The sequence below is a fragment of the Novosphingobium olei genome, from assembly GCF_037076535.1.
Taxonomy (GTDB): Bacteria; Pseudomonadota; Alphaproteobacteria; order Sphingomonadales; family Sphingomonadaceae; genus Novosphingobium; species Novosphingobium olei.
Genome location: NZ_AP029021.1, coordinates 3,075,881 through 3,097,963 on the forward strand (window position 1 = coordinate 3,075,881; position 22,083 = coordinate 3,097,963).

20 protein-coding genes and 1 tRNA gene are annotated in these 22,083 nt (G+C 67.0%); 4 read left to right on the forward strand and 17 right to left on the reverse strand.

Annotated features, from left to right (window positions below):
• Nucleotides 1-10 precede the first annotated feature (10 nt).
• Nucleotides 11-86: transfer RNA gene (locus AACH40_RS14595), tRNA-Ile, on the forward strand.
• A gap of 15 nt (nt 87-101) precedes the next feature.
• Here AACH40_RS14595 and AACH40_RS14600 read toward each other — a convergent pair.
• The 4 genes from AACH40_RS14600 to AACH40_RS14615 are packed head-to-tail and all read right to left on the reverse strand — an operon-like array spanning nt 102 to nt 4,975.
• Nucleotides 102-1,196 (reverse strand): catalase family protein, encoded by a 1,095-nt coding sequence (locus AACH40_RS14600; protein ID WP_338643007.1) that lies wholly within the window; start codon nt 1,194-1,196, stop codon nt 102-104.
• A 14-nt stretch (nt 1,197-1,210) separates the two neighbouring features.
• A complete protein-coding gene (locus tag AACH40_RS14605; RefSeq protein ID WP_338643008.1) occupies nt 1,211-3,457 on the reverse strand; it encodes a xanthine dehydrogenase family protein molybdopterin-binding subunit in 2,247 nt (748 codons plus the stop codon).
• A gap of 4 nt (nt 3,458-3,461) precedes the next feature.
• Nucleotides 3,462-4,448 carry a xanthine dehydrogenase family protein subunit M gene (locus AACH40_RS14610; RefSeq protein ID WP_338643009.1) on the reverse strand — a complete coding sequence of 329 codons (987 nt, stop codon included), beginning with the start codon at nt 4,446-4,448 and terminating at the stop codon, nt 3,462-3,464.
• On the reverse strand, nt 4,445-4,975 hold the full coding sequence (locus AACH40_RS14615; RefSeq protein ID WP_338643010.1) for a 2Fe-2S iron-sulfur cluster-binding protein: 531 nt from the start codon (nt 4,973-4,975) through the stop codon (nt 4,445-4,447). The genes AACH40_RS14610 and AACH40_RS14615 overlap by 4 nt, the downstream gene beginning before the upstream one ends.
• Before the next feature lie 217 nt (nt 4,976-5,192).
• On the opposite strand from AACH40_RS14615, the gene AACH40_RS14620 reads away from it, so the two are divergent.
• Together AACH40_RS14620 and AACH40_RS14625 are read left to right on the forward strand one after the other, a co-directional pair.
• Nucleotides 5,193-6,143, forward strand: a complete 951-nt coding sequence (locus AACH40_RS14620) for an XdhC family protein (protein ID WP_338643011.1) — start codon at nt 5,193-5,195, stop codon at nt 6,141-6,143.
• Entirely contained in the window at nt 6,133-6,687 is a 555-nt protein-coding gene (locus AACH40_RS14625) for a nucleotidyltransferase family protein (protein WP_338643012.1), read from the forward strand. The genes AACH40_RS14620 and AACH40_RS14625 overlap by 11 nt, the downstream gene beginning before the upstream one ends.
• Before the next feature lie 41 nt (nt 6,688-6,728).
• Here the strand turns inward: AACH40_RS14625 and AACH40_RS14630 are convergent, their stop codons facing one another.
• The 7 genes from AACH40_RS14630 to AACH40_RS14660 are packed head-to-tail and all read right to left on the reverse strand — an operon-like array spanning nt 6,729 to nt 12,619.
• Nucleotides 6,729-7,700, reverse strand: a complete 972-nt coding sequence (locus AACH40_RS14630) for a fumarylacetoacetate hydrolase family protein (RefSeq protein WP_338643013.1) — start codon at nt 7,698-7,700, stop codon at nt 6,729-6,731.
• 4 nt (nt 7,701-7,704) lie between these two features.
• Nucleotides 7,705-8,484 (reverse strand): cyclase family protein, encoded by a 780-nt coding sequence (locus tag AACH40_RS14635; protein WP_338643014.1) that lies wholly within the window; start codon nt 8,482-8,484, stop codon nt 7,705-7,707.
• Nucleotides 8,485-8,506: 22 nt separating this feature from the next.
• Nucleotides 8,507-8,965: a hypothetical protein gene (locus AACH40_RS14640; RefSeq protein ID WP_338643015.1), complete on the reverse strand. Its 459-nt coding sequence runs from the start codon at nt 8,963-8,965 to the stop codon at nt 8,507-8,509.
• Entirely contained in the window at nt 8,966-10,123 is a 1,158-nt protein-coding gene (locus AACH40_RS14645; RefSeq protein WP_338643016.1) for an alpha/beta hydrolase family protein, read from the reverse strand.
• Nucleotides 10,124-10,132: 9 nt separating this feature from the next.
• Entirely contained in the window at nt 10,133-10,591 is a 459-nt protein-coding gene (locus AACH40_RS14650) for a nuclear transport factor 2 family protein (RefSeq protein WP_338643017.1), read from the reverse strand.
• Entirely contained in the window at nt 10,588-11,490 is a 903-nt protein-coding gene (locus tag AACH40_RS14655; protein ID WP_338643018.1) for a VOC family protein, read from the reverse strand. Before AACH40_RS14655 ends, AACH40_RS14650 begins: the two co-directional genes overlap by 4 nt.
• A 22-nt stretch (nt 11,491-11,512) precedes the next feature.
• Nucleotides 11,513-12,619: an FAD-dependent oxidoreductase gene (locus AACH40_RS14660; protein WP_338643019.1), complete on the reverse strand. Its 1,107-nt coding sequence runs from the start codon at nt 12,617-12,619 to the stop codon at nt 11,513-11,515.
• 108 nt (nt 12,620-12,727) lie between these two features.
• Between AACH40_RS14660 and AACH40_RS14665 the strand changes: the two genes are divergently transcribed.
• Nucleotides 12,728-13,669 (forward strand): LysR family transcriptional regulator, encoded by a 942-nt coding sequence (locus tag AACH40_RS14665; RefSeq protein ID WP_338643020.1) that lies wholly within the window; start codon nt 12,728-12,730, stop codon nt 13,667-13,669.
• Nucleotides 13,670-13,691: 22 nt separating this feature from the next.
• Here AACH40_RS14665 and AACH40_RS14670 read toward each other — a convergent pair whose 3' ends face one another.
• From AACH40_RS14670 to AACH40_RS14695, 6 genes are all read right to left on the reverse strand, one after another.
• Nucleotides 13,692-15,380, reverse strand: coding sequence for a GMC family oxidoreductase (locus AACH40_RS14670; protein ID WP_338643021.1), 1,689 nt, complete (start codon nt 15,378-15,380; stop codon nt 13,692-13,694).
• Nucleotides 15,380-16,003, reverse strand: coding sequence for a gluconate 2-dehydrogenase subunit 3 family protein (locus tag AACH40_RS14675; protein WP_338643022.1), 624 nt, complete (start codon nt 16,001-16,003; stop codon nt 15,380-15,382). Before AACH40_RS14675 ends, AACH40_RS14670 begins: the two co-directional genes overlap by 1 nt.
• A 2-nt stretch (nt 16,004-16,005) precedes the next feature.
• Nucleotides 16,006-17,058 carry a sugar phosphate isomerase/epimerase gene (locus AACH40_RS14680; protein WP_338643023.1) on the reverse strand — a complete coding sequence of 351 codons (1,053 nt, stop codon included), beginning with the start codon at nt 17,056-17,058 and terminating at the stop codon, nt 16,006-16,008.
• A 13-nt stretch (nt 17,059-17,071) separates the two neighbouring features.
• Complete coding sequence (locus AACH40_RS14685; protein WP_338643024.1) at nt 17,072-18,190, reverse strand: Gfo/Idh/MocA family oxidoreductase; 1,119 nt, start codon at nt 18,188-18,190, stop codon at nt 17,072-17,074.
• On the reverse strand, nt 18,187-19,581 hold the full coding sequence (locus AACH40_RS14690) for an MFS transporter (RefSeq protein WP_338643025.1): 1,395 nt from the start codon (nt 19,579-19,581) through the stop codon (nt 18,187-18,189). The genes AACH40_RS14685 and AACH40_RS14690 overlap by 4 nt, the downstream gene beginning before the upstream one ends.
• Before the next feature lie 70 nt (nt 19,582-19,651).
• Nucleotides 19,652-21,892: a TonB-dependent receptor gene (locus tag AACH40_RS14695; RefSeq protein ID WP_338643026.1), complete on the reverse strand. Its 2,241-nt coding sequence runs from the start codon at nt 21,890-21,892 to the stop codon at nt 19,652-19,654.
• Between the last annotated feature and the right edge of the window lie 191 nt (nt 21,893-22,083).

The window sequence follows — 22,083 nt, forward strand, 5'->3', positions numbered from 1 at the left end:
AATTCCGCGTGGGCCTGTAGCTCAGCGGTTAGAGCTGGCCGCTCATAACGGCTAGGTCGCGGGTTCGAATCCTGCCGGGCCCACCACCCTGCGCACCATGATCAGCCGGCCGCCGATGGCTCTGCCGTGCGGGCCGTCGCCATGGGACAACCACCGCCCGTAGCGCGGAAATCGGCAGATTGCTTGTAAGCGCGGCGGCGGGCGCGGTTGACGTTGCCCAGCGGCTGGTGAGCGGCAAGGCCGTTCCACGGCGAAAAGTGCAGGGCCTCGTCGATCCGGGCGACCTTCTCCGCGCTCCAGCTATCCTGCGGTTCGATGCGCAGCGTCGCCACCTGCACGAAGGGCGCCTCGTCCTCTTTCCATTCCACGCTGGCATCCTCGATCGGCTGCTTGTCGAGATCGCGCAGCAACTGCACTTCGAACGCCCATTCGCCGGTCAGGGAGCGGGCATCCTCGCGAAGGGTTTCGCGTAGGCCATCGGGCCGGCCTGACGTGTCGATCTCGGTGCCGGCCAGCGCGGTGAGCGATGGGGAGATCGGGCGCAGTCGGTACTTGGCCACGTAGTCGCCGTGGCGGAACGGCGTCGTCGAAAAATAGGTCTCGCCCAGCGGATGGACCTGCCGCGCACCGCCCATCGCGGCGAGCGCGCCCGATTCCAGCCCGACTTTGCCCAGTGCACCGTTGATGAAGCCCAGCACGCTGGACAGCGCGACCTTCGCGCCTTCGGCACGGTCTGTCGTCGCGGCCAGCAGCTTCAGCTTGCCCGCGAACTTCTTTGCCGATGGCGCGGCGAAAATCGGCGCGTTGACCATCAGGAAATCCTGCGCATCGCCATCGGCATCGGGCAGCATTTCGCCGCCCACCCCTTCGACCTTGAGCGCAAGGCCGCGCGGCAGCACGACGTTGTCATCGAGGATGTCGCCGGGGTTGGTCGAGACGCGCAGGGCCGCGCGGTATTCGCCCGGCTGCGCGAACAGCCCCTGCGCCAGCTCGCGCGGCAGCGTGGCATCTACCGTGAACGTGCCTTCGAACAGCGCGTGCGCCTTGGCGTGAACCGCGCGCACGGGCTTGCCGTAATCCTTGAATGTCGTTTCCAGGATATGCGCGAACGAGGCTTCCAGCGAAGCGTCGGTCTCGTCCTCGTCATCGAGCGGCTGTTCGAGCGAAGGCGAATAGGGGATCGGAGGGGCGATCATCTCTTGGTGTCCTTTCAGGCGACTTTGGCCGTCGCCGGAGCGAAGGGGTCGGGAAGCTGGTCGATCAGCTTGTCGAGCGTCAGCGGGAAGCTGCGCACGCGCACCCCGCAGGCGTTGTGGATGGCATTGGCAATGGCGCCGGCCGCACCGCAGATGCCGAGTTCGCCCACGCCCTTGGCCTGCAGCGGGCTGGCCGCCGCATCCCGCTCCTCGAGCAGGATGACCTCGATCGCCGGAACGTCCGCATGAACCGGCACGTGATATTCGGCGAGGTCGTGGTTGACGAGGTGCCCGTCGCGCAAGTCGAACGCCAGTTCCTCGGTCAGTGCGCTGCCGATGCCCCAGACCATGCCGCCAAGGCACTGCGAGCGCGCGGTCTTGGCGTTGAGCACGCGGCCGAAGCCGAACGCACCAGTCATCCGCCGCACCCGCGTCTCGCCGGTGAAGGCATGGACCGCGACTTCGGCAAAGAACGCGCCGTAGCTTGCCTGCGAGAAATCCTTGGCCGTCTTGCCGGGCTTGATCGAACCGGTTTCGGCCAGCGGCTTTTCCTGCACCAGGCCCGCGATCGGCTGCTGCTTGCCGCCGCCACTTGCGACGCCGTCCTTCAGCTGCAGCTCCTCGGCCTCGCACCCCAGTTTCTTGGCCAAGGTTTCACGGATCGCCTCGCAGGCGCGCATCACCGCAGATCCGGTGGAGATCGCTCCGAAGCTGCCGCCCGATCCTGCGCCAGCGGGCAAGCGCGTATCGCCCAGTTCCACTTTCACGCGCTCGATCGGCAGGCCGAGCATCTCCCCGGCGATCTGGCCGAGAATGGCATAGGAGCCTGTGCCGATGTCGGTCTGGTCGGTTTCCACCAGCGCACTACCATCGGGATTCAGCGTCACCCGCGCCTCTGCCGGGACCATCATGTTGACGCGCGCCGCGCTGGCGACGCCATGGCCGATCCACCAGTCGCCCTCGCGCGTCTGGCAGGGCGTGGGCTGGCGCCGATCCCAGCCGAAGGCCTTGGCTCCGGCTTCGAGCGCTTCGACCAGCATCCGCGAGGAATAGGGCGTGCCTTCGACCGGCACCGTGGCGGGCAGGTTGCGCTTGCGCAGTTCGATGGGGTCCATGCCGATCGCCTCGGCCAGTTCGTCCATCGCCGCCTCGAGCACCTGCATGCCGACCGCTTCGCCCGGCGCGCGCACCGATCCTGCGGTCAGGCGGCTGATCCGCGCGACTTCTACCTTGAGCAGGCGGTTGTCGCCGCCGTAGAGGAATTCGGTCGCCTGCGTCACCGGCTCGGCGAAGTCTTCTTGCGGAAGGTTGGAGACCAGCGCCTCGTGCCCCAGCCCCACGATGCGCCCGCCCGCATCGGCAGCGAGCCGCACACGCTGGCGCGTTTCGGAGCGCCGCATAACCGTCTGGAACACCTGCTGGCGCGTCATCACCACGCGCACCGGCCGGCCGATCTCTCGCGCCGCCACCGCCGCCGCCACGGCTTCGTGCGTGATGCCGAGCTTCGAGCCGAAGCCGCCGCCGACATAAGGCGCGATGATCCGCACCTTGTCCGGCTTGATCGACAGGCAGTCGGCGATCTCCTTCACGTTGTACGACAGCATCTGGTAGCTTCCGCGCAGGATCAGGCGGTCGTCCTGCCATTCGGCAATGGTCACGTGCGGCTCCATCGCCGCGCTGGCATGGCCGGGCGTGTCGTAAGAAACATCGATAGCGAACGCAGCCTCGCGCATGGCGGCGTCAAGATCGCCGCCTTCGATCGGCTTGCTGTCCGACGGGGTCTCGACCTCGGCCTGAGGGCTTTCGGGATCGAGCGGCACCGGCTTTTCCGCCGGATCGTAGTCCACGCGCAGCGCGAGCGCCGCGTCGCGGGCCTGCTCGAACGTTTCGGCGACCACCACGGCCACTGGCTGGCCGAAATATTCGACCGTGGTCACGTCCTGCGCCGGCGCCTTGCCCGCCGTCCCTTGCGTCGAGCGGCGCACCATCGCCTTGTCCGCTATCACCGCGATCACGCCCGGCATCGCCAGCACCGGCTCGGCATGGATTGCGCGGACCGTCCCTTGCGGAATCGAGGCAAGCGCGAGTACGCCCTCGGCGCAGTTCGGCAGCTTCCATTCCGCCGAATAGGTCGCCGCGCCGCTCACCTTGAGCGGACCTTCGGGCCGGTCGAGCGGCTTGCCGATCAGGCCCTGGCCCGTGTGGTCGAGCAGGTTGCGCTCGTCGGGCCGGTTGTACATGTCCGAAAACGGAAGGCGCATGGGATCAGCCCTTTGCCGGGTTGGAGAGGGTCGCTTCAGCAAGCGTCGCGGCCAGCGCGCGACGTGCCAGCACGATCTTGAAGTCGTTTTCGCCAAAGCCGCGCGCATCACGCAGCAGCACGTCGGCGGCCTTGTCGAACAGCGCGGGCGAAGGCGTTTCGCCCACCAGCGCTTGCTCCACTGCGCGATCTCGCCAGGGCACGGTGCCAAGGCTGCCGAAAGCGAGCGCACAGCGCGCGATCCGCCCGTCTTCCATGGCAAGGTCCAGCGCAACCGAGACCAGCGCGAAGGCATAGGACGCGCGATCGCGCACCTTGCGATAGATCTGCCTTCCGCCGCTCGGCGCGGGCAGCCGCACCCCGGTGATCAGCTCGCCGGGGAGAAGCGTGTTGTCGCGCGACGGGTCGTCGCCCGGCTTGCGGTGGAATTCGCCGACCGGAATGGTGCGCTCGCCATTGGGCCCTTGCGTCAACACTTCGGCGTCGAGCGCCAGCAGCGCCACGGCCATGTCGCCGGGATAAGTCGCGATGCAGGCATCGCTGGTGCCCAGCACGGCGTGGATGCGGTTGAACCCGCCCTGCGCGCCGCAACCCGTTCCCGGCGCCCGCTTGTTGCACGCCTGCGTCGTGTCGTAGAAATAGCCGCAGCGCGTGCGCTGGCACAGGTTGCCGCCCGTGGTCGCGCGGTTGCGCAGCTGCGGGCTGGCCCCGGCCAGGATCGCTTGCGCCAGCAGCGGCCAGTCGCGCCGCACCCGGCCATCGGCGGCGCAATCGGCGTTGGTGACGAGCGCACCGATGCGCAGGCCCTCGCCGTCGGGAGCGATCTGGTCCAGCCCCGTGCGCCGGATCGAAACCAGCCGATCGGGCGCCGCGATCTGCAGCTTCATCAGATCGACCAGGTTGGTGCCCCCGGCAATCGCCGTGGCGCCAGCGCCGAGCGCATCGAGCGCATCTTGCGCATCGGCCGCGTGATCGAGCGTGAAGGCCTTCATGCGCTTGCCTCCGCGTCGATACGGACTAGTCCTTCCGCCGCGATCACTTCTTCGAGCGCGGCGATGATGTTGGAATAGGCGCCGCAGCGGCACAGGTTGCCGCTCATCCGCTCCTGCAGTTCGGCGCGGGTCACAACCGGCGCGGCGGCCACGTCCCCGCTCACCGCGCTCGCCCAGCCTTCGGCAAGCTCGGCCATCAGCGCCTTGGCGGAACAGATCTGGCCGGGCGTGCAGTATCCGCACTGGAACCCGTCGTGGGCAACGAAGGCGCGCTGCAGTGGCGCCAGCGCGTCGGCCGAACCGATTGCCTCGATCGTTTCGATCGCATCGCCATCGTGCAGCTGCGCCAGCGAAAGGCAGGAATTGATCCGCCGCCCATCGACCAGCACCGTGCACGCCCCGCATTGGCCGTGGTCGCACCCCTTCTTCGTGCCGGTCAGGCCCAGATCCTCGCGCAGCCAGTCGAGCAACGTGCGGCGGCTGTCGTGTGGCAACGGGTGCTCGGTCCCGTTGACACGGGCATGCATCGGTGAGTTCGCCAAGTCGGAAGGTCCCTGCTTGAGCCAGCGGCGATCGTCGGCTCCACCGCCCGGAAACGTGCAAGGCCGCGCTTCGATCCTGACGGCCGAAAGTCGCGCTTCGATGGGTGACGCGCGCGCCGGGTGCGCGAAACCATTTTCGTCTGAAACCGTATTGCCGCTGCGCGCGCCGACCGTCCGCGCATGCACCACAGGACCGATCCCGATGATGGAGGCCTTTCCTCCTGCTTTCCCGGATGATGCCATCGCCGCCACTCCGGCTGACTGCCTGCGCTTGCTCGCGCGCGGTGCGCAGGCGGGAATCGATGGCGTTCTGGTCACCCTCGTCGGCATCGAGGGCCGTTCCTCGCGCAGCATCGGAACGCAGATGGCCGTGCTGGCCGATGGGCGCAGCATCGGCTCCTTCTCCGGCGGCTGCGTCGAACGCGCGGTGATCGAGGAAGCGCGCGAAGTGTTGGTGCAAGGCACGCCGCGCACCGTGCGGTTCGGCGCCGGTTCGCCCTACATCGACGTGCGCCTGCCCTGCGGCGGCGGGATCGACCTGCTGTTCACGCCGGCGCCATCTGCCGAACAGATCGACGCTGCCCTCGCAACTCTGGAACGCCGCCGCTGCGCCACGATCGACCTGGGCGGCTGGCGGCAGACCTACCGCCCGCGTCCGCGCCTCGTGGCGCTCGGCCATGGCGAGGATCTGGCGGCCCTCGCCCGGCTCGCTCGCCGCTTCGGCCTTGCTGTGGAGGCTTTTGCGCCCGAAGGCGATCCGCACCGCGATCCCGACATCGCCCCGCTCACCCTGCGCACCCGGCTGCCCGACATCAGCGGCGACGCATGGACCGCCTTCGTATTCGCGTTCCACGATCGCGACTGGGAGGAATTCCTCCTGCCGCAGGCGCTCGCGCTTCCCGGCTATTACCACGGCGCTGTCGGCAGCCGCGCAACCCATCGCGCCCGCTGCGAAGCGCTTGCCCGGGCGGGCGTGCCTGCCCACCGCATCGACGCGCTGCGCGGCACCATTGGCCTTATCCCGGGTGCGCGCGATCCCGCCACGCTTGCGCTGTCGATCCTCGCGGAGATCGTGCAGGACTACAATGCATGCGCCGGCGCGCCCGACTGGATGGCGTCAGCCCCCGCTTTGCCTGCCTACCATGGCGCCTGACGCGATTGCGCTGGTCCTGCTCGCCGCCGGGCGCAGCGAGCGGTTTGGCGGCAACAAGCTCGCCGCCACGCTGAGCGGACGACCGGTGATAGAGCACACAATGGCCGCCCTCGCTCCTCTGCCGCTGCGCTGGCGTTTCGCTGTCGTTTCGGCGACGACACCGCCGCTCCCCGGCTACCACACGCTGCCGCTCGATCCCCCCGATTCGCCCCAGTCCGCCTCGCTGCGGCTCGGCGTGGCTGCCGCGCAGGCGAGGGGCGCAAAGGCCGTGCTCGTCGCCCTTGCCGACATGCCGCTGGTGCCCACGGCCCACTTCGCCACCCTGCTCGACCGGTTCGACGGCACCCGTATCGCCAGCCAGGCTGGCGGGGTACCGATGCCGCCCGCCCTGTTCGGCGCTTCGTGCTTCCGCGCCCTTCAGTCCCTCACTGGCGACCGCGGTGCGGGGCTGCTGCTGCGCGACGCCCCCGCCGTTCCCCTGCCCAAAGGCGCCGATCTCGATATCGACACGCCACAGGACCTCGTGCTGGCGGCTCAGGCCTAGGCTTAGAGAAGAAACCGCGCGCCCCGCGATGGAAGCGACATCTAGTTCGGCGCGATAACCGCCACGCGCTGGTCGATCGCGCCGAAGGGGGCGGCGCCATCGCGCGACTTGGCAATCATTTGCACGCTGTCGCCATCGGCCATGAACGGGGTTTGCGGTGCGCCGTGGGCGATGATCTCGATCGCGCGTTGCTCTGAAATGCACGCCGATCCACGCGTGGCATAGGTCGCGTTGGAGACGGTGCCCGATCCGATCACGGTGCCGGCAACCAGATCGCGGGTGCGTGCGGCATGCGCGACCAGTTCCGAGAAGGAAAAGGCCATCTCGCCGCCATCCACGCGGCCGAAGCGCTTTGCGTTCCAGTCGACGCCGAGTTCAAGGCAGACGCGTCCATCGCGCCAGTCGGACCCCAGGACGTCGGGCGTGACCGCAAAGGGCGCCATGCTGCACGGCGGCTTGGCTTGAACCCAGCCGAACCCGGTCTTCATCTCGATGGGCGCGATCGCGCGCAGCGACCAGTCGTTGATCTGCACCAGCAGGCGGATGTACCGCGCCGCCTGTTCGACGCTGACGCCCATCGGCACGGCATCGACGATGACGCCGAATTCGCCTTCGAAATCGATCCCGTCGGCCTGACTGGGGAAGCGGGCTGTCTCGGTCGGCGCGAGAAAGCGGTCGGAAAGGCCCTGGTACATCAGCGGGCGATCGGTCGGCACCGGATCGAGCCCGAAGGCGATCTGCATCAGTTCGCCGTGGGTGGTGTAGGCCGAACCATCGAGCCATTGCCACGAACGCGGCAGCGGCGCGCGCACGTTGGCAGCGTCGAGTGCGTCCCAATCGCCGTTGTCCTGCGCGGCGAGCGCGCGCAAGGCGGGCTCCGCCGCATCCCAGCGCTCGATCGCGGTCAGCAGGTTGGGCCAGTCTGCCCCGGCGGCGCACCAGCGCGCGTCGTCGTCGGAAACGATCATCAGTTCACCGTCGGGCGTACCGTTGGCGCGGGTGGCAAGACGCATGGGTTCAATCCTCGAAGATAGCGACAGCGCGGGTCCAGCCTGCCGAGGCGCCCTTGATCTTGTGCGGGAAGCAGCTGACGGTGAAGCCGCTGGCGGGCAGCACTTCGAGGTTGTGCAGCTTTTCGAGGTGGCAGTAGCCGATGTCGCGCCCGGCCTTGTGCCCTTCCCAGATCAGCGAGGTATCGCCCGTTTCCTTGACCTTCTGCGCGGTGTAGCTGAAAGGCGCATCCCAAGACCATGCGTCGGTACCCGTCACCCGCACGCCGCGGCTGGTCAGGTACATCGTCGCTTCGTAGCCCATGCCGCACCCGATGTTGACGAAGTCGGGATTGCCCACCGCCTTGCCCGCCGCGGTGTTGATCAGCACGATCTCCAGCGGCTTCAATTCGTGCCCGATGCGCGCAAGCTCGTCCTCGACATCCTGCGCAGTCACCACGTAGCCATCGGGGAAGTGCCGGAAATCGAGCTTCACGCCGGGCTGGAAGCACCATTCGAGCGGCACCTCGTCAATGGTCATGGCCGGCTTGCCGCCGTCCTGCGTCGGGTGAAAGTGCCACGGCGCATCGAGGTGCGTGCCGTTGTGCGTGGTCAGCGACACCTTCTCGGCGGCAGCGAAGCCTGCACCGTCGGGCGTGTCCTGTGCCGTCACGCCGGGGAAGAAGAAGCCGAGCTCGCCCACCGTATCGCCGTGCTTCTGGTATTCGATGTGCGGCCGCATGAAGGGCGGATCGGTCACCACCTCGTTTTCGAGATAGATCGACAGGTCCACGAAACGACGGGTCATGGTCTTCTTCTCCCTGCGCCTTTCAGCGCGCAATCAATTCGGCACGAAGTCCGGCGGGTGTGATTAGCGCCGCCAGCACGAAGCCGAAGGCCAGCTTCGCCAGAAGCGCAGGCCACCAGGGCAGCTGCGCCAATCCGGCGAGCGTCAGCCCCGCGCCCGACAGCGCGATTCCTGCAACCGCACCCGCAACGCCGCAACTGACGCCGCGCAAAAGCAGCCCGCGCGGCATCCGCGTCGATCCACGGACCGGGTCGATGGTGCCCGATCGCAAGGCGCGGCGGGCAAGCGCGCCCGGAACCAGCGTCGCCATCAGTCCGATCATGAAACCCTGCGGACCAAAATCGAGCACATACCCCCCGCTTCCCCACACCGGCACGCTTGCGGAGTTCCCGAAAACGGCAAGGAAGAACAGCGCGCTCAACACCGTGTTGATCACGATGCTGACGCGGGTTTCGCGGCGAATATAGGCGGGTCCTGTCATTCAGGCAGTGGTACCCCCAAGGGTCTCGGCAAACCAATCAGAGATCAGGTCGCGACCATAAGCCATGTTGTCGGCACCGACATGTTCCACCCCGCCTTCGCGCGCGGTGAAGATCACCTTTTCCCGCCGCGGCGAGTTGACCAGCTGGTCGTAGAGGTCATCGGCATAGGCGACGCTGATCTGGCGGTCGTTGGCGCCGTGGGTGACAAGGAACGGCACCTTGATACGGTCCATGTGGCCGTTGAGGTTCATGTCCGCGCTGCGTTCGAAGAACTCGTCCATGTCCTTCGCGCCGAACGCCCACATCACGTGCGCCCAGTAATGCGGCACGGGGTTTTCGCCCTCGCGCTTCAGCCGCTTGTCCTGCACTTCGCGCCAGTTGTGGTTGGCGCCCCACACCGCGCCGCTGGCAAAGCGCGGTTCATAGGCGACGGCGCGCGGGGCGAAGTGGCCACCGAGCGAGATGCCCGTCATGCCGATGCGCGCGGGGTCGACGTCTGGCTGCGTCTCGAGCCAGTCGACGGCCTTGCTCGCCCAGCTTTCCGAATGCGGATCGACCGGCAGGTCCTGCAGCCGCAGCGCCTCGCCCGAGCCGGGCTGGTCGACGCAGAGCGTGGAGATGCCGCGCCGCGCCAGTTCTTCGGGCAGCCGGGTCCAGTAGAGCAGTTCCTTGCAGCTATCGAGGCCGTTGCAGAACACCACCACCGGCTTGGCGCCCTCGCCCGGCGCGCGGGTGTAGAGTGCGGGCATCGTGCCATGTGCGAGCGGAATTTCCACCCGCTCGCGGTTGATCTTGCCCAGGGCGGTGGACTTGTCGAAGGCGGCACGGGCCTTTGCAAAGGTTTCCTTGCGGCCCGGATGCCCGTGGCCCTGCATCCGCTCGGCGGTGATCAGGTATAGCGAGGCGCGTTCGAGCTTGTTCGAAGCCGAGAAAAGCCGCTCCTCCGCTTCGTCTTCGGCGGCGAGCGCCAGCAGCTTGTCGCCCATCGCCACCCATTGCGCCATGAATTGCGGCGTGCCGGCGTCCGCGCCACTTGCCGCCGCATCGCGGATCGGCTGGCACATGTCGATGATCTCGCCGATCTGCCCCCCGCTTTCGAGCGCGATGGCTACCGACAGGTTCCAGATATAGTTCGGAAAATATTCGAAGAGAGCCACCGGACTGCCTCAGAAATAGGGGTGCGGATTGACGGTGTGGTCGGCGATCGGCTGCAGCACGTCCCAGTGCTCCACGATCTTGCCGTCCTTCAGGCGATAGATGTCGGCCACGGACCCGCCGTTGCCCTGCGCGCCGGTGCGGCCGTGCAGGTGGATTACCGCCATGTCGCCATCGACGATGATGCGCTTGATTTCGAAGCGCGATCCTTCGGCGCCGAACATGGGCGCTAGGGCATCGATCGCGGCACTGCGGCCATCGAGGATACCCGGGTTGTGCTGGATGTAGTCCGGGGCGACGTAGCGTTCGAAGGCGCCGCGCACGTCGCGCAGATCATAGAAGCGGTGGGCGAAGGAAGTGACGATCGCGCGGTTGCGTTCGGTCTCGCCGCGCCCGCTCCGCGCCACTGCAGGCGCGGAGGCCAGCGCCAGCAGCGCCAGCAGGGGCAAGGCTGCGCGCCGGACGATCACGCTTCGACCGCTTGGAACAGGCCTGGGTTGGGCGCCGGGTGCGGCAGCGTCTGCGGCCCGCCCGTGCCGATGCCCCACTGGTCCATCACCAGCGGCGCGGGCGCGTGGACCTTGTGCTGATGCGTCTCGAAATCGACCTCTTCCAGTTCCGAGGTGTATTCGGTGACGAAGCCGCCCGGCGTCACGAAATAGCTGAAGGTGTTGTTGCCGGCGGTATGGCGGCCGGGGCCCCAGCCGATGTCGATGCCCTTCTGCTTCAGCCGGTGCACGCCGCGCATCATGTCGTCGACCGTCAGCACGTCGTAGGCGACGTGGTTCAGGCACGGCGGTCCGGGCAGGATGGCGATGCGGTGATGCGCCGAATTGCAGCGCAGGAAGCACATGAAGTCACCCAGCCAGTCGGACACCTTGAAACCCAGCACGTCCGTAAAGAACGCGACCATCTCGTGGTGCTTCGGACTGTGCAGCACGATGTGGCTGATCTTGACCGGCAGCCCTTCCCAGCGGGTCAGGTCGCGCGCGGGGCCCTTGGCGACATCGCTCGAAACTTCGAACAGCAGGCCATCGGGCGAAAAGAAACGGAAGCCATAGCCGCCGCCAGGCGTGGTCAGCGCATGCGGAGCGGCAGCGATGCGGCAGCCCGCCGCCTCGACCTTGGCAAACAGGGCGTCGACATCGGCGCGGCTGTCGGCAGCGAGCGCGATCACGTCGACACGGTTGGTCTCCGCCTTGCGCAGCTGCACGACGTGGTGCTCCTGCGCACCGGGTGCCTTGAACCAGGCCATGCCTTCGGCCTCGGCCACGGGGTCCAGCCCCCAGGTTTCGGCGTAGTAGGCCTTCTCGGCGTCGAAGTTTTCGACTCCGTAGCCGACGTAGCGGATTTCGGTGACGCGGCTCATGGCGTGTCGCTCCTTGGCAAGATCAGATGGGTTGCGAAACGACGGCGAACATCTCGCCTGTCGCCTTGTGATTATCGACCGGCGGCGCTTCGCCGAGCTGGCCCTTGCAGATGGCAAGGCTCGCCTCGACGATGTAGCGGCAGCGTTCGTAGCGGCGATCGCGATAGGCTTTGAGCGCGGTCTCCACCTCCGGGTGGCGTTCAAGCTCCTCGGCCAGCACGATCGCGTCCTCGATCGCCATGCCCGCGCCCTGGCCCAGATGTGGCGTCGTCGCGTGGACCGCATCGCCCAGCAAACCGATGCGCCCCCGGCTCCAGGGCCCGTGGACCATGGTCGCTTCGAGCGGGCGATAGACCACCCCTTCATCGTCGGTGATCTGGTCGGCAAGGGCGCGGATCTGCGGCGAGCAGCGGGCGATCCTGGCGCGCATCTCTGCTGCGATGCCCTCGCGCGGATAGCGCGGATTGCCCGGCTCGGGCGTGGTCACGAACATGTACATCGTGTCCGCGCTCATCGGTACGAGGCCCACGCCGGTGGGGCCGTTGTAGATCTGCAGCGCATCCAGATCGGCCGGACGCGGGAAGTTGTAGCGCCACACCGCCTGACCGGTGAATTGCGGCGTCTCTGCCTGCGGCAGGATTTCGGCGCGGGTCTGCGAATAGACACCATCCGCACCGATCACCAGATCGAAGGTTTCGCAGCCGCCGTCGGAGAAGTCGACGGTGACGGCCTTGCCATCATCGGCGAACGAGGTTGCGGTAACACCCAGGCGAATCTGCGCGCCGTGGTCCCTTGCCGCTTCGCCCAGCACCTGCTGCAGGGCACGCCGGCCGATGCCGACGTTGGCGGGCTTGCCTTCGACCAGCCGCGGCGCGGGCACGCGTGCAATCTTGCTGCCATCGGGCAGGAAAATCTCCACCGCGTCGAAGCCGCAGGCCGCATCGAGGAACCGATCGAGCACGCCCAGCTGATCCATCGCCCGCACGACGTTCGCCTGCTGGATGATGCCGACGCCGTAGACCGACCATTCCGGATCGCGTTCGACGATGGTGACGTCGTGCCCCTTGCGGCCAAGCGCAATGGCGGCGGAAAGGCCGCCGATGCCGGCGCCGATGATAAGGGTGCGCAATGGGATCTCCCGGGTCCGCTAAATCTTGTGCCGCCCAAGCTAGTCATGCGCGCGCCATCACAAAAACGATTTGTTCTGATCCATGACGATCCATGCTATTTATGGCACATGCGCTTCAAGGGACTCGACCTCAACCTGCTCGTCGCACTCGACGCCTTGCTCGAGGAAGCGAGCGTCACGCGGGCGGCCGAGCGGCTCTATCTCAGCCAGCCGGCGGCCAGCGCGGCGCTGGCCCGTCTGCGCGAATGGTTCGGCGATCCGCTGCTCAGCGCCCATGGCAAGCGCATGGTGCCGACCCCCTATGCACTGCGCCTGAAGCCGATGCTCAAGTCGGTGCTGACCGAACTCGACGTGCTGGTGGGCCAGCCGACGAACTTCTCGCCAGAGACCGAGCAGCGCCGGGTGCGTGTGTGCACGGCGGACTACATCACCAGCGTCGCCTTGGCGCCGCTGTCGCTGCGGCTGGCCGAGCTTGCGCCGGGTATCGCGCTGGAAGTTGTCCCGCCCGACGACAATGCCGGCGGCCTGCTTGACCGGGGAGAGATCGACCTGCTGATCGTGCCCGCCGAATGGGCGAGCCTTGACCATCCGGTGCGTCCGCTGCTGGAGGAACACCACGTCGTCGCTGGCTGGAACCGCAACCCGCTGTTCCAGCGCGAAGGCGCCATCGACAAGGCCGCGTTCACCGCGGCTGGCCATGTCACCGTGCGGATCGGGCGATTGTCGCGCCTTTCCTTTGCCGAGGCGCAGTTGCGCGCAGGTGGGATTACCCGGCGCGAAGAGGTAGTGGTTCCGGGCTTTGCGCAAGTGCCGCCGCTGCTGGTCGGAACGCAACGGCTGGCAGTCATGCACGCGCGGCTGGCGCAGGATGCGGCGCGGCATTACCCGATCGCCTTCGCCCCCCTTCCCTTCGCGATGCCGCCGATGCGCGAAACGGTGCAGTACCACCGCGCGCGCGCCAACGACCCCGTGCTGCTATGGCTGCTCGACCGGCTGGACGAAGCGGTGTCCGAGCGGGACCGGCAGAACCCGGTCCCGTTTGCCGCCTGACCGCCCCGCCGGGCAGTCCGCGTCAGATCACGCCGGCCTTCATCTGTTCGACCGCATGAGCGCAGGCGCGCGCGGTCAACGCCATGTAGGTGAGCGAGGGATTCTGGCACGCCGACGAGCTCATCTGCGCGCCGTCGGTGACATAGAGGTTGGCCACCTCGTGGGCGCGGCTGAAGCGGTCGAGCACCGAAGTCTGCGGGTCCCAGCCCATGCGCGCTCCGCCCATTTCGTGGATCGCGCTGCCGCCGGGGCCGGGGCGGTCCATGCCCATCAGCACCTTGCCGCCCGCAGCCGTCATCATCACCGCGGCTTGTTCCTTGGCATCGGCAAGCGCCGCATGTTCCTCTGCGCCGTGGGCGAAGTGGATTTCCAGCTGGGGCACGCCGCGCGGATCGGTGGCCTTGCCCAGCGTCAGCCGGTTGCTGGCGCGCGGCAGGCTTTCGGCAAACGTGACCAGCACCATGCGCCACGGGCCGACCTGTTGCAGATCGTCCTTGAAGCCCGCGCCGGTGCCCGCCATCCGCTTGCCCCGGCTCCAGCCGCTCTGCAGTGCGCCGCCCTGATAGGAATAGCCGCGCGTGAAGCCCTGCCCGTCGAGCGTTTCGAGATTGCGGAAGCGCGGGATGACGATGCCCGTAGGGCGGTTACCGAAGCTGGTGCGGTCTGAAAATCCGGGGAACTCGGCGATGACCGACAGCGTGTTGGCGTGGTCCATGATGTGCGTGCCAAGCACGCCCGAGCCATTGGCGAGGCCATTGGGCATCGCCTCGCTTGCCGAATTGAGCAGCAGGTGAACCGAGTTGAAGGCCCCGGCATTGAGGAAGACGAGCCGCGCAGTGGCAGCCTTGCGCGCCCCCGTCTTCGTCTCGATCCAGCGCACGCCCGTCACGCGGCGGGTCTTGGGGTCGTAATCGACCTTTTCGACTTGCGCGTCGGTGACGACGGTGAGCAGCGCGGTCTTCGTCGCTGCCGGCAGCGTCGAGGACTGGGTGGAGAAGTAGGCCCCATAGGAACAGCCGCGCGCGCAGATCGAGCGGTACTGGCAGTGCGAGCGGCCCTCGGCCTCCTTGGCCTCCGTCAGGTTGGCCGTGCGGCCCACCGTCAGGCAGCGTTCGGGCCACTGCGCGGCGATCCTTTCGCGCACGGCCTGTTCTACCACGTTGAGCGCCATCGGCGGCTGGAAATGACCATCGGGCAGTTGCGCAAGGCCCTCCTTCGCGCCCGAGACGCCGACGAATTCCTCGACCTTGTCATACCACGGCGCGAGTTCGGCATAGCGGATCGGCCAGTCGGTGCCGTGGCCGTCGCGCTTGTTCGCACCGAAATCGTAGTCCGACCAGCGATAGCACTGGCGGCCCCACGTCAGCGAACGACCGCCCAGCTGGTAGGAGCGGAACCACGTGAAATCGGTGTCCGCACCGGTCTCGTAGGGGTTGTCCTTGTCGTTGACGAAGTGCCCTTCGGTGAATTCGTTGAAATGCCGGTTCTTGCGCTGCACCGCGTATTCGCGGGCATAGAGCGCGGCATCGCCGAGGCCGCGGAACGGCAATTCCCACGGGGCCTTGGTCTCGGTGTCGTAATCGACCTGATGCTCGATCTTGCGGCCGCGCTCGATCATCAGGACCTTCAGGCCAGCTTCGGTCAGTTCCTTGGCCGCCCAGCCGCCGGTGATGCCCGAGCCCACCACGATCGCGTCAAACTGGTGCTGCATCAGCCGAACTCCACTGCGGTCCAGTCGCTCGACCAGGCCCGGTATCCGGGGGTCAGCGGGATGTCGTTGTCAAAGCGGCCGGGCACCAGTTCGTAGCGCAGTTCCTGCGCGGCGCCGGTCTGGCTGGTGTAGTAGCCGGTAAGGATCAGGCCCTTGACCAGGGCCCACGGCGACGGATCGACCGGCGGCGGTCCCGGCGGGAACGCTGCCGCATCGAGCTTGGCAAGCATGGCGGCGCGAGCCTGCGGTGCAGCACCGAGGAAATCGCCGCCGCCGGCGCGGTCGAGCGTGCGTTCGAGCCAGAGCAAGTGGTCGAGCGAGCCATCGGGACGCAAGGGCATCGGTTCGCCGGCAGGGCTGGAGGCGCTCGCCGGTTCGCGGCTGCCGTCAAGACCATGGGCAAGGGCGAGGATCAGGAAATCGCCGACCCCCACCTCCCCAGCCCCCGGCGTGCCGGTGCGGGGAATGACCAGCTGGCTGACCTCGCGTGCGAGCTGGCGCTGGCGCGCCGTCGGCAGGTCCGCGTCGGCCATATCGCTGAGTTGCACGGCAGCGACGGGAATGCCGAGCGCCAAGGCCAGCAGCGCGGCGCCCGAGAGGAATTCGCGGCGATCGACAGCCATGATCAGAAGCCCATCAGCTTGCGGTTGAGCGCGCGGTCCGAGCCGCTGTCGGCGAAATCGTCGAAGGCGCGGTCCGTGGTGCGGATGATGTGGCGCGCGATGAACGGCGCGCCTTCGGCCGCGCCCTGTTCGGGATGCTTGAGCGCGCATTCCCATTCGAGCACGGCCCAGCCGGCGTAGTCGTATTGAGCCATCTTGCTGAACACCTGCCCGAAATCGACCTGCCCATCGCCCAGGCTGCGGAAACGGCCGGGACGATCGACCCAGTTCTGGTAACCGCCATAGACGCCGATGCGGCCCGAGGGGCGGAACTCGGCGTCCTTCACGTGGAAGCACTTGATGCGTTCGTGGTAGATGTCGATGAAGGCGAGGTAATCGAGCTGCTGCAGCACGAAGTGGCTGGGATCGTAGAGGATGTTGGCGCGCGGGTGGTTGCCGGTGCGCGCAAGGAACATCTCGAAGGTGATGCCGTCGTGGAGATCCTCGCCGGGGTGGATCTCGAAGCCGATGTCGACGCCGTTTTCATCGAACACATCGAGGATCGGCTTCCAGCGCCGCGCGAGTTCGTCGAACGCGTCCTCCACCAGCCCCGCCGGGCGCTGCGGCCAGGGATAGAAATAGGGCCACGCGAGCGCCCCCGAAAAGCTGGCGTGGGTGGTGAGGCCAAGGCGACGGCTGGCCACGGCGGCAAGGCCCATCTGCTCGACCGCCCAGGCCTGCCGCACCTGCGGGTTGCCGCGCACTTCGGGAGCGGCGAAGCCATCGAACAGCGCATCGTAGGCAGGGTGCACCGCCACCAGCTGGCCCTGCAGGTGGGTCGACAGCTCGGTGATGGCAAGGCCCTTGGCGGCCAGCTTGCCCGTCACTTCGTCGCAGTAGTCCTGGCTCTGCGCGGCCAGCGCCAGATCGAACAGGCGCGTATCGTTCGATGGCAGCTGCAGACCCTTGTAGCCAAGCGCAGCAGCCCAGTCGGCAATCGCGTCGAGCGAATTGAACGGGGCCGCATCGCCAGCGAACTGGGCGAGGAAGATGCCGGGGCCCTTGATCGTCTTCATGGCTGAACCTCTTTCAGATATCGAGCGTGACCCAGCCGGCGCGGGCGCGGCTGGCGGCAACGGAGGCGGCGATGAAGGCCATCGAGCGCAGGCCTTCGGCAATGCCCGGCAGGAGCGGCGCCGGCTCGCCCCGCAGCTGCGCGGCGAAATCGCGGTAGAGATTGGCAAAAGCTTCGAGATAGCCTTCGGGGTGGCCGCCCGGCGTGCGGCTGCGCGTGGCGGCATCGGGGCCGAGCAGCCCGGTACCGGCGCGGATCACCTCGCTGCTGCCATCGAGCCGGTTAAGGACCAGCGTGTTCGGCTCCTCCTGCCGCCAGGTGAGGCCGCCCTTGTCGCCATAGATGCGGAAGCGCAGGCCGTTCAATTCGCCCACCTCGATCTGGCTGGCGAGCAGCACTCCGCGCGCGCCATTCGCGAAGCGCAGCAGCACGGTGCAGTCGTCGTCGAGCGCGCGCCCGGGAACGACCGCGCCAAGGTCCGCGAGCAGTTCGGTGACGGCAAGTCCGGTGACGAATTCGGCGAGGTGGAAGGCATGGACGCCGATGTCGCCGATGCAGCCGCCCTCGCCCGCGCGCGCCGGATCGACGCGCCATTCGGCCTGCTTGCCCGCAGCTTCGCCTGCGAGCCAGCCTTGCGGATATTCCACTACCACCTTGCGCACGGTGCCGATCGCGCCAGCGGCGATGCGCGCGCGCGCTTCGCGCACCAGCGGATACCCGGAATAGGTGTAGGTGAGACCGTAGGGCAGCCCTGCCGCCGCGACGAGGCTGGCCAGTTCCTTCGCCTCTGCCAGCGTGGCGGTCATCGGCTTGTCGCTCAACACCGGAATGCCTGCGGCAAGGGCGGCGCGCGCGGCGGGCAGGTGGTGATGATTGGGGCTGACGATGGCGACGAAGTCGATCCCGTCGTCCCGCAAAGATTCGCCCGCCAGCATCGCCGCGACATCGCCATAGGCGCGCGCCGGATCGATGCGATAGACTTCGCCCGCCGCCGCCGAGCGCGCTGCGTCGGACGAAAAGGCGCCCGCGACCAGCTCGATCTCGCGATCCATCTCGGCCGCAATGCGGTGGACGGGGCCGATGAAGGCCCCCGGACCGCCGCCGATCATCCCCATGCGCAAACGTCGAGTCATGGCTGCTCTCCCGTGGAGCCGAACAGGCTACGTGGCAGGGCCGCTGCGCACAATGCAGCAGCTCCGAGAATGGCGGCCAGCACCACCGCGGCGATCGTGGTGCCGTGGCCTGCGAACCACGCGCCGCCCACGACAGCCGCCCCCAACGCGCCGCCGACCTGCTGTGCGGTCTTGAGCATGCCGCTGGCAATGCCGGCATGGGCGTGGCGAACGCGGGCCAGCGCAATCGGCGTCAACGGTCCGGCTACCATGCCCATTGCGAGCCCCGTCGGCACCAGCAGCACGGCGAGCAAAGCGGTCGGCGGGGCAGTGGGCACCAGCAGCAGCACCGACGCGCCCAGCAGTGCCATCGCGCTCGCGCCAACGAAAGGGATCCACTTGCCGAGTCTGGGCAACAGCTTGCGGCCGACGAAGGCGATGCCGAGCGATACGCCCACGCCGAACGGCGCCAGCAGCAACGCGGTATCGAGCGGGCTGCGCGCCAACAGGAGCTGCACCGCGAGCGCGAAGACCAATACGAAGCCGCTCACGCCCGCCGAAAAGCAAACAGAAGCCGATAACCCCAGCGTAAAGGCGCGTTCGTGAAACAGCGTCGGCTCGATCAGCCGATCCTTGCCAACGCGCCCGCGCGCTCGGGCATGAGCCAGCGCCAGCACCGCAATCACGGGAACCGCGCCGAGAAGCGCCAGCGTCCACGCCGGCCAACCAAGTTCAGGCCCCTGCACCATCGGCACCAGCAGTGCGACCAACCCCGTGCCAAGCAGCGCGGTACCGCCAAGGTCGAGGCCCTGCGCATCGGGCGAGCGCGCATCGGGCAGGAAACGCGCACCAGCCGCCAGGGCAATGACCCCGATGGGAAGATTGATCAGGAATACGGCACGCCAGCCAAGGCCGAGCGGGTTCGCCGCGATCAACAGCCCCCCGACGATCGGTCCGAGCACGGCAGCGATGCCCCCCAGCGTCCCGAACCACGCAAGCTTGGCGATGCGTTCGGTGGGCGAGAACAGGACTTGCACCACTGCCATCACCTGCGGCCCCATCAGCGCGGCTGCGCAGCCTTGCGCCACGCGACAGGCGACCAGTTGGTCCGCGCTCTGCGCCATGCCGCAGCCCAGCGAGGCCAGCGTGAAGGCCGCAACGCCGGCCAGGAACAGGCGGCGATATCCGAACAGGTCACCCAGCCGCCCGCCGGCGACAAGGAACACCGAAAAACTGAGGAAATAGCCTGCCACCATCCACTGCGCCGCTGCGTTCGATGCGGAAAGCTCCTGCTGGATCGCAGGCAGCGCGGTGTTGACGATGGTGGAATCGGCGATGTCGAGCACGAACGCGAGCATGACCGTAAGCAAGGCGAGATTTCGCCGGGTATCGGCCTGCGGGGACATCGGCATGCGGGCTTTCGCAAAAAGAGTTGGGCGCCGGCCCGCTTTGGAACCGGCGCCCGTCTGGACTAGGCGGAGATCAGATCTTCCAACCGAAGCGCACACCCCAGGTGCGCGGCGGCTGGAACTGATAAGTGTTCAGGTTCGACACGAAGTTGCGCTGCGCGTTGGCGAGCACGACCTTGTCGGTAAAGTTGCGCACGAACGCGGTCACCGACCACTGGCCGTTTTCCGGCTCATAAGTCAGCGAAGCGTTGCCGGTGGCATAGGGCCGGCTCTGCGTGTCGCTGTTGTTGAACACCGAATAGTAGAACGCCGAGCTGTACTTGCCGTCGATGCGTGGCGTCAGCTTGCCGCTGCCGACCGGGAAGGCATATTCGATGCCGCCCGAAATCGACAGGCTCGGCGCGTTGGGCAGGCGGTTGCCGGTGATGTTGAACGAACTGGGCGGGTTGTCGCCATCGACCACGACGATGTCGTTGCCGTTCACATCCTTGCCGAAGCGGGTGTGCAGGTATGCGGCGTTGAAGTCGATCCGGCCGCCTTCGCCGAACAGGGCGATGGTCTGCAATTCGGCACCGTAGATCTTGGCGCTGCCGACGTTGAAGATGCCCGACGAGCAAGTCGGACACGACGTCTGCGAAGCCTGGTAGCCCTTGTAGTCGAAGTAGAACGCCGCCGCGTTCACCTGCAGGCGATTGCCAAGGAAGCGGTTCTTGGTACCGATTTCGAAGGCGTCGAGCTTCTCGGGCGAATAATCGACCGAGGCGCCGCTGCCGTTCGAGTTGAAGCCGCCCGCCTTGTAGCCACGATCGTACTTGGCATACAGCAGCGTGTTGGACGTGGGCGTGTAGTCGAGCCCGGCGTGCCAGGTCGCTTCGCCATGCTTCATGTTGCCGGCACCATCGGTGGTGACCGTCACGAACGGCGGCACGAAAGGCGAAACCAGCGCGCCGATGATCAGGTTGGCACTGCCGGTGCGGACCTTGCTGTCCCAGGTGTAGCGACCGCCCAGCGACAGCTTGAGCTGCTCGGCCAGCTTGACCGCCACCTGGCCGAACACGGCGTCGGACTTGGTCTTGATCTTGTAGTCGAACTTGATGCCGTACTGGCCGGCATAGCTGTGATCCGCCAGCGGACCGCCCGGAGCGAACGGCCCCGTCATCTCCACGTTGTAGAGACCGGAATCGATCGTGTTGTCTTCCTGGAAATGGAAATAGCCAGCCTGGAAGAACACCTTGCCATTGGCATCGTTGTTGATGCGCACTTCGTGGTTCCAGGTGCGCGGATCCTCGCCCTGGATGAACTGGCGGTTGGCGGGATAGCCCGGACCGGTTGCGTCAAGCCGGTGGTTCCACGTCTGGTGGTCGTATCCGCCGGCGTACGTCAGCGTGAGGTCGCCCGGCAGCCGGTCATAGCTCGCTTCCCAGCGGACGCGATCGCCCTTCAGGCGATTTGACGTCGGCGCATAGTTGGGAAACGACTTCGCATCGCCGAAATCAGGACGCGTGCGCAGAGCGGAGGTGAGCGCGACATCGCCCACCGCGTGGATGTCATCGTGCTGGTACGAGGCCCAGAGCTTGAGCCCGTCGACCGGCTGCGCCGCCATCTGGATGCGGCCCGACGTGGTGTTGTCGTCATCGCCGCGATCATCGATCACGGTCAGCTTGCGGTATCCGTCATGCTGGCGATGCGTGCCCGAAATGCGGAACTGCAGGCGGTCGTTGACAGGCACGTTGGCGCCCGCTTCGACGTTCAGCGCGTTGTAGTTGCCGACTTCGATCGAGCCATAGGTGCCCGCGTCCTTGCCCGGGCGGTTGGTGATGATCGAGACGAGGCCCCCGGTCGAATTGCGGCCGTTGAGCGTGCCCTGGGGCCCCTTCAGCACTTCGACGCGGGCGATGTCGTACATCGACGTGCCGATCGAGAACGAGCGGTTGGTGTAGAATCCGTCGCGCGCGATCGGAACCGACGGATCGCCCACTTCGGTCACGTCGGTCGAAGCCACGCCGCGCACCGCGACATAGGCTGCGCCGGTGGCCGAGGTGACGTTGACGCTGGGATCGATGGCGGAGAGCGCCTGGACAGTGGCAATGCCCTTTTCGGCAAGGTCTGCACCGGTGTAGACGGTGAGTGCCACGGCGGTCTTCTGCGCGCTGGTTTCCGCGCGAGTTGCCGTGACGATGATTTCCTTCAGGCCATCCTCGGACGATGCGCCGTTGGCGGCGGCATCCTGCGCGGCGCCCTGCGCCATCGCAACATGTGGCAAGGCAAGCGTGCTGGCGCCGATCATCAGCGCCGCGGCAAAGCTGCGGTTCATTGCATTCCTCCCCGAATCGACGCCGTATCGCATGTCGACGTCAAACTAAAATCAGCGTTCCAATTTTGATACCGCCTGTCAAGATCCGGCGCTCGATAGCGAGCGTGGTCCGGCGGACATCAATATGGTGCGAGGCAAATACCATATGGATTGCCGTATGATCACGGAAACGATTTGTTCTTATCGTTTTC

What these genes read in the sequence shown, in the direction of transcription:
- AACH40_RS14600 (WP_338643007.1), bottom strand. Translation starts at nt 1,196, where the DNA reads ATGATCGCCCCTCCGATCCCCTATTCGCCTTCGCTCGAACAGCCGCTC.
- AACH40_RS14605 (WP_338643008.1), bottom strand. Translation starts at nt 3,457, where the DNA reads ATGCGCCTTCCGTTTTCGGACATGTACAACCGGCCCGACGAGCGCAAC.
- AACH40_RS14610 (WP_338643009.1), bottom strand. Translation starts at nt 4,448, where the DNA reads ATGAAGGCCTTCACGCTCGATCACGCGGCCGATGCGCAAGATGCGCTC.
- AACH40_RS14615 (WP_338643010.1), bottom strand. Translation starts at nt 4,975, where the DNA reads ATGCATGCCCGTGTCAACGGGACCGAGCACCCGTTGCCACACGACAGC.
- AACH40_RS14620 (WP_338643011.1), top strand. Translation starts at nt 5,193, where the DNA reads ATGATGGAGGCCTTTCCTCCTGCTTTCCCGGATGATGCCATCGCCGCC.
- AACH40_RS14625 (WP_338643012.1), top strand. Translation starts at nt 6,133, where the DNA reads ATGGCGCCTGACGCGATTGCGCTGGTCCTGCTCGCCGCCGGGCGCAGC.
- AACH40_RS14630 (WP_338643013.1), bottom strand. Translation starts at nt 7,700, where the DNA reads ATGCGTCTTGCCACCCGCGCCAACGGTACGCCCGACGGTGAACTGATG.
- AACH40_RS14635 (WP_338643014.1), bottom strand. Translation starts at nt 8,484, where the DNA reads ATGACCCGTCGTTTCGTGGACCTGTCGATCTATCTCGAAAACGAGGTG.
- AACH40_RS14640 (WP_338643015.1), bottom strand. Translation starts at nt 8,965, where the DNA reads ATGACAGGACCCGCCTATATTCGCCGCGAAACCCGCGTCAGCATCGTG.
- AACH40_RS14655 (WP_338643018.1), bottom strand. Translation starts at nt 11,490, where the DNA reads ATGAGCCGCGTCACCGAAATCCGCTACGTCGGCTACGGAGTCGAAAAC.
- AACH40_RS14665 (WP_338643020.1), top strand. Translation starts at nt 12,728, where the DNA reads ATGCGCTTCAAGGGACTCGACCTCAACCTGCTCGTCGCACTCGACGCC.
- AACH40_RS14670 (WP_338643021.1), bottom strand. Translation starts at nt 15,380, where the DNA reads ATGCAGCACCAGTTTGACGCGATCGTGGTGGGCTCGGGCATCACCGGC.
- AACH40_RS14675 (WP_338643022.1), bottom strand. Translation starts at nt 16,003, where the DNA reads ATGGCTGTCGATCGCCGCGAATTCCTCTCGGGCGCCGCGCTGCTGGCC.
- AACH40_RS14680 (WP_338643023.1), bottom strand. Translation starts at nt 17,058, where the DNA reads ATGAAGACGATCAAGGGCCCCGGCATCTTCCTCGCCCAGTTCGCTGGC.
- AACH40_RS14685 (WP_338643024.1), bottom strand. Translation starts at nt 18,190, where the DNA reads ATGACTCGACGTTTGCGCATGGGGATGATCGGCGGCGGTCCGGGGGCC.
- AACH40_RS14690 (WP_338643025.1), bottom strand. Translation starts at nt 19,581, where the DNA reads ATGCCGATGTCCCCGCAGGCCGATACCCGGCGAAATCTCGCCTTGCTT.
- AACH40_RS14695 (WP_338643026.1), bottom strand. Translation starts at nt 21,892, where the DNA reads ATGAACCGCAGCTTTGCCGCGGCGCTGATGATCGGCGCCAGCACGCTT.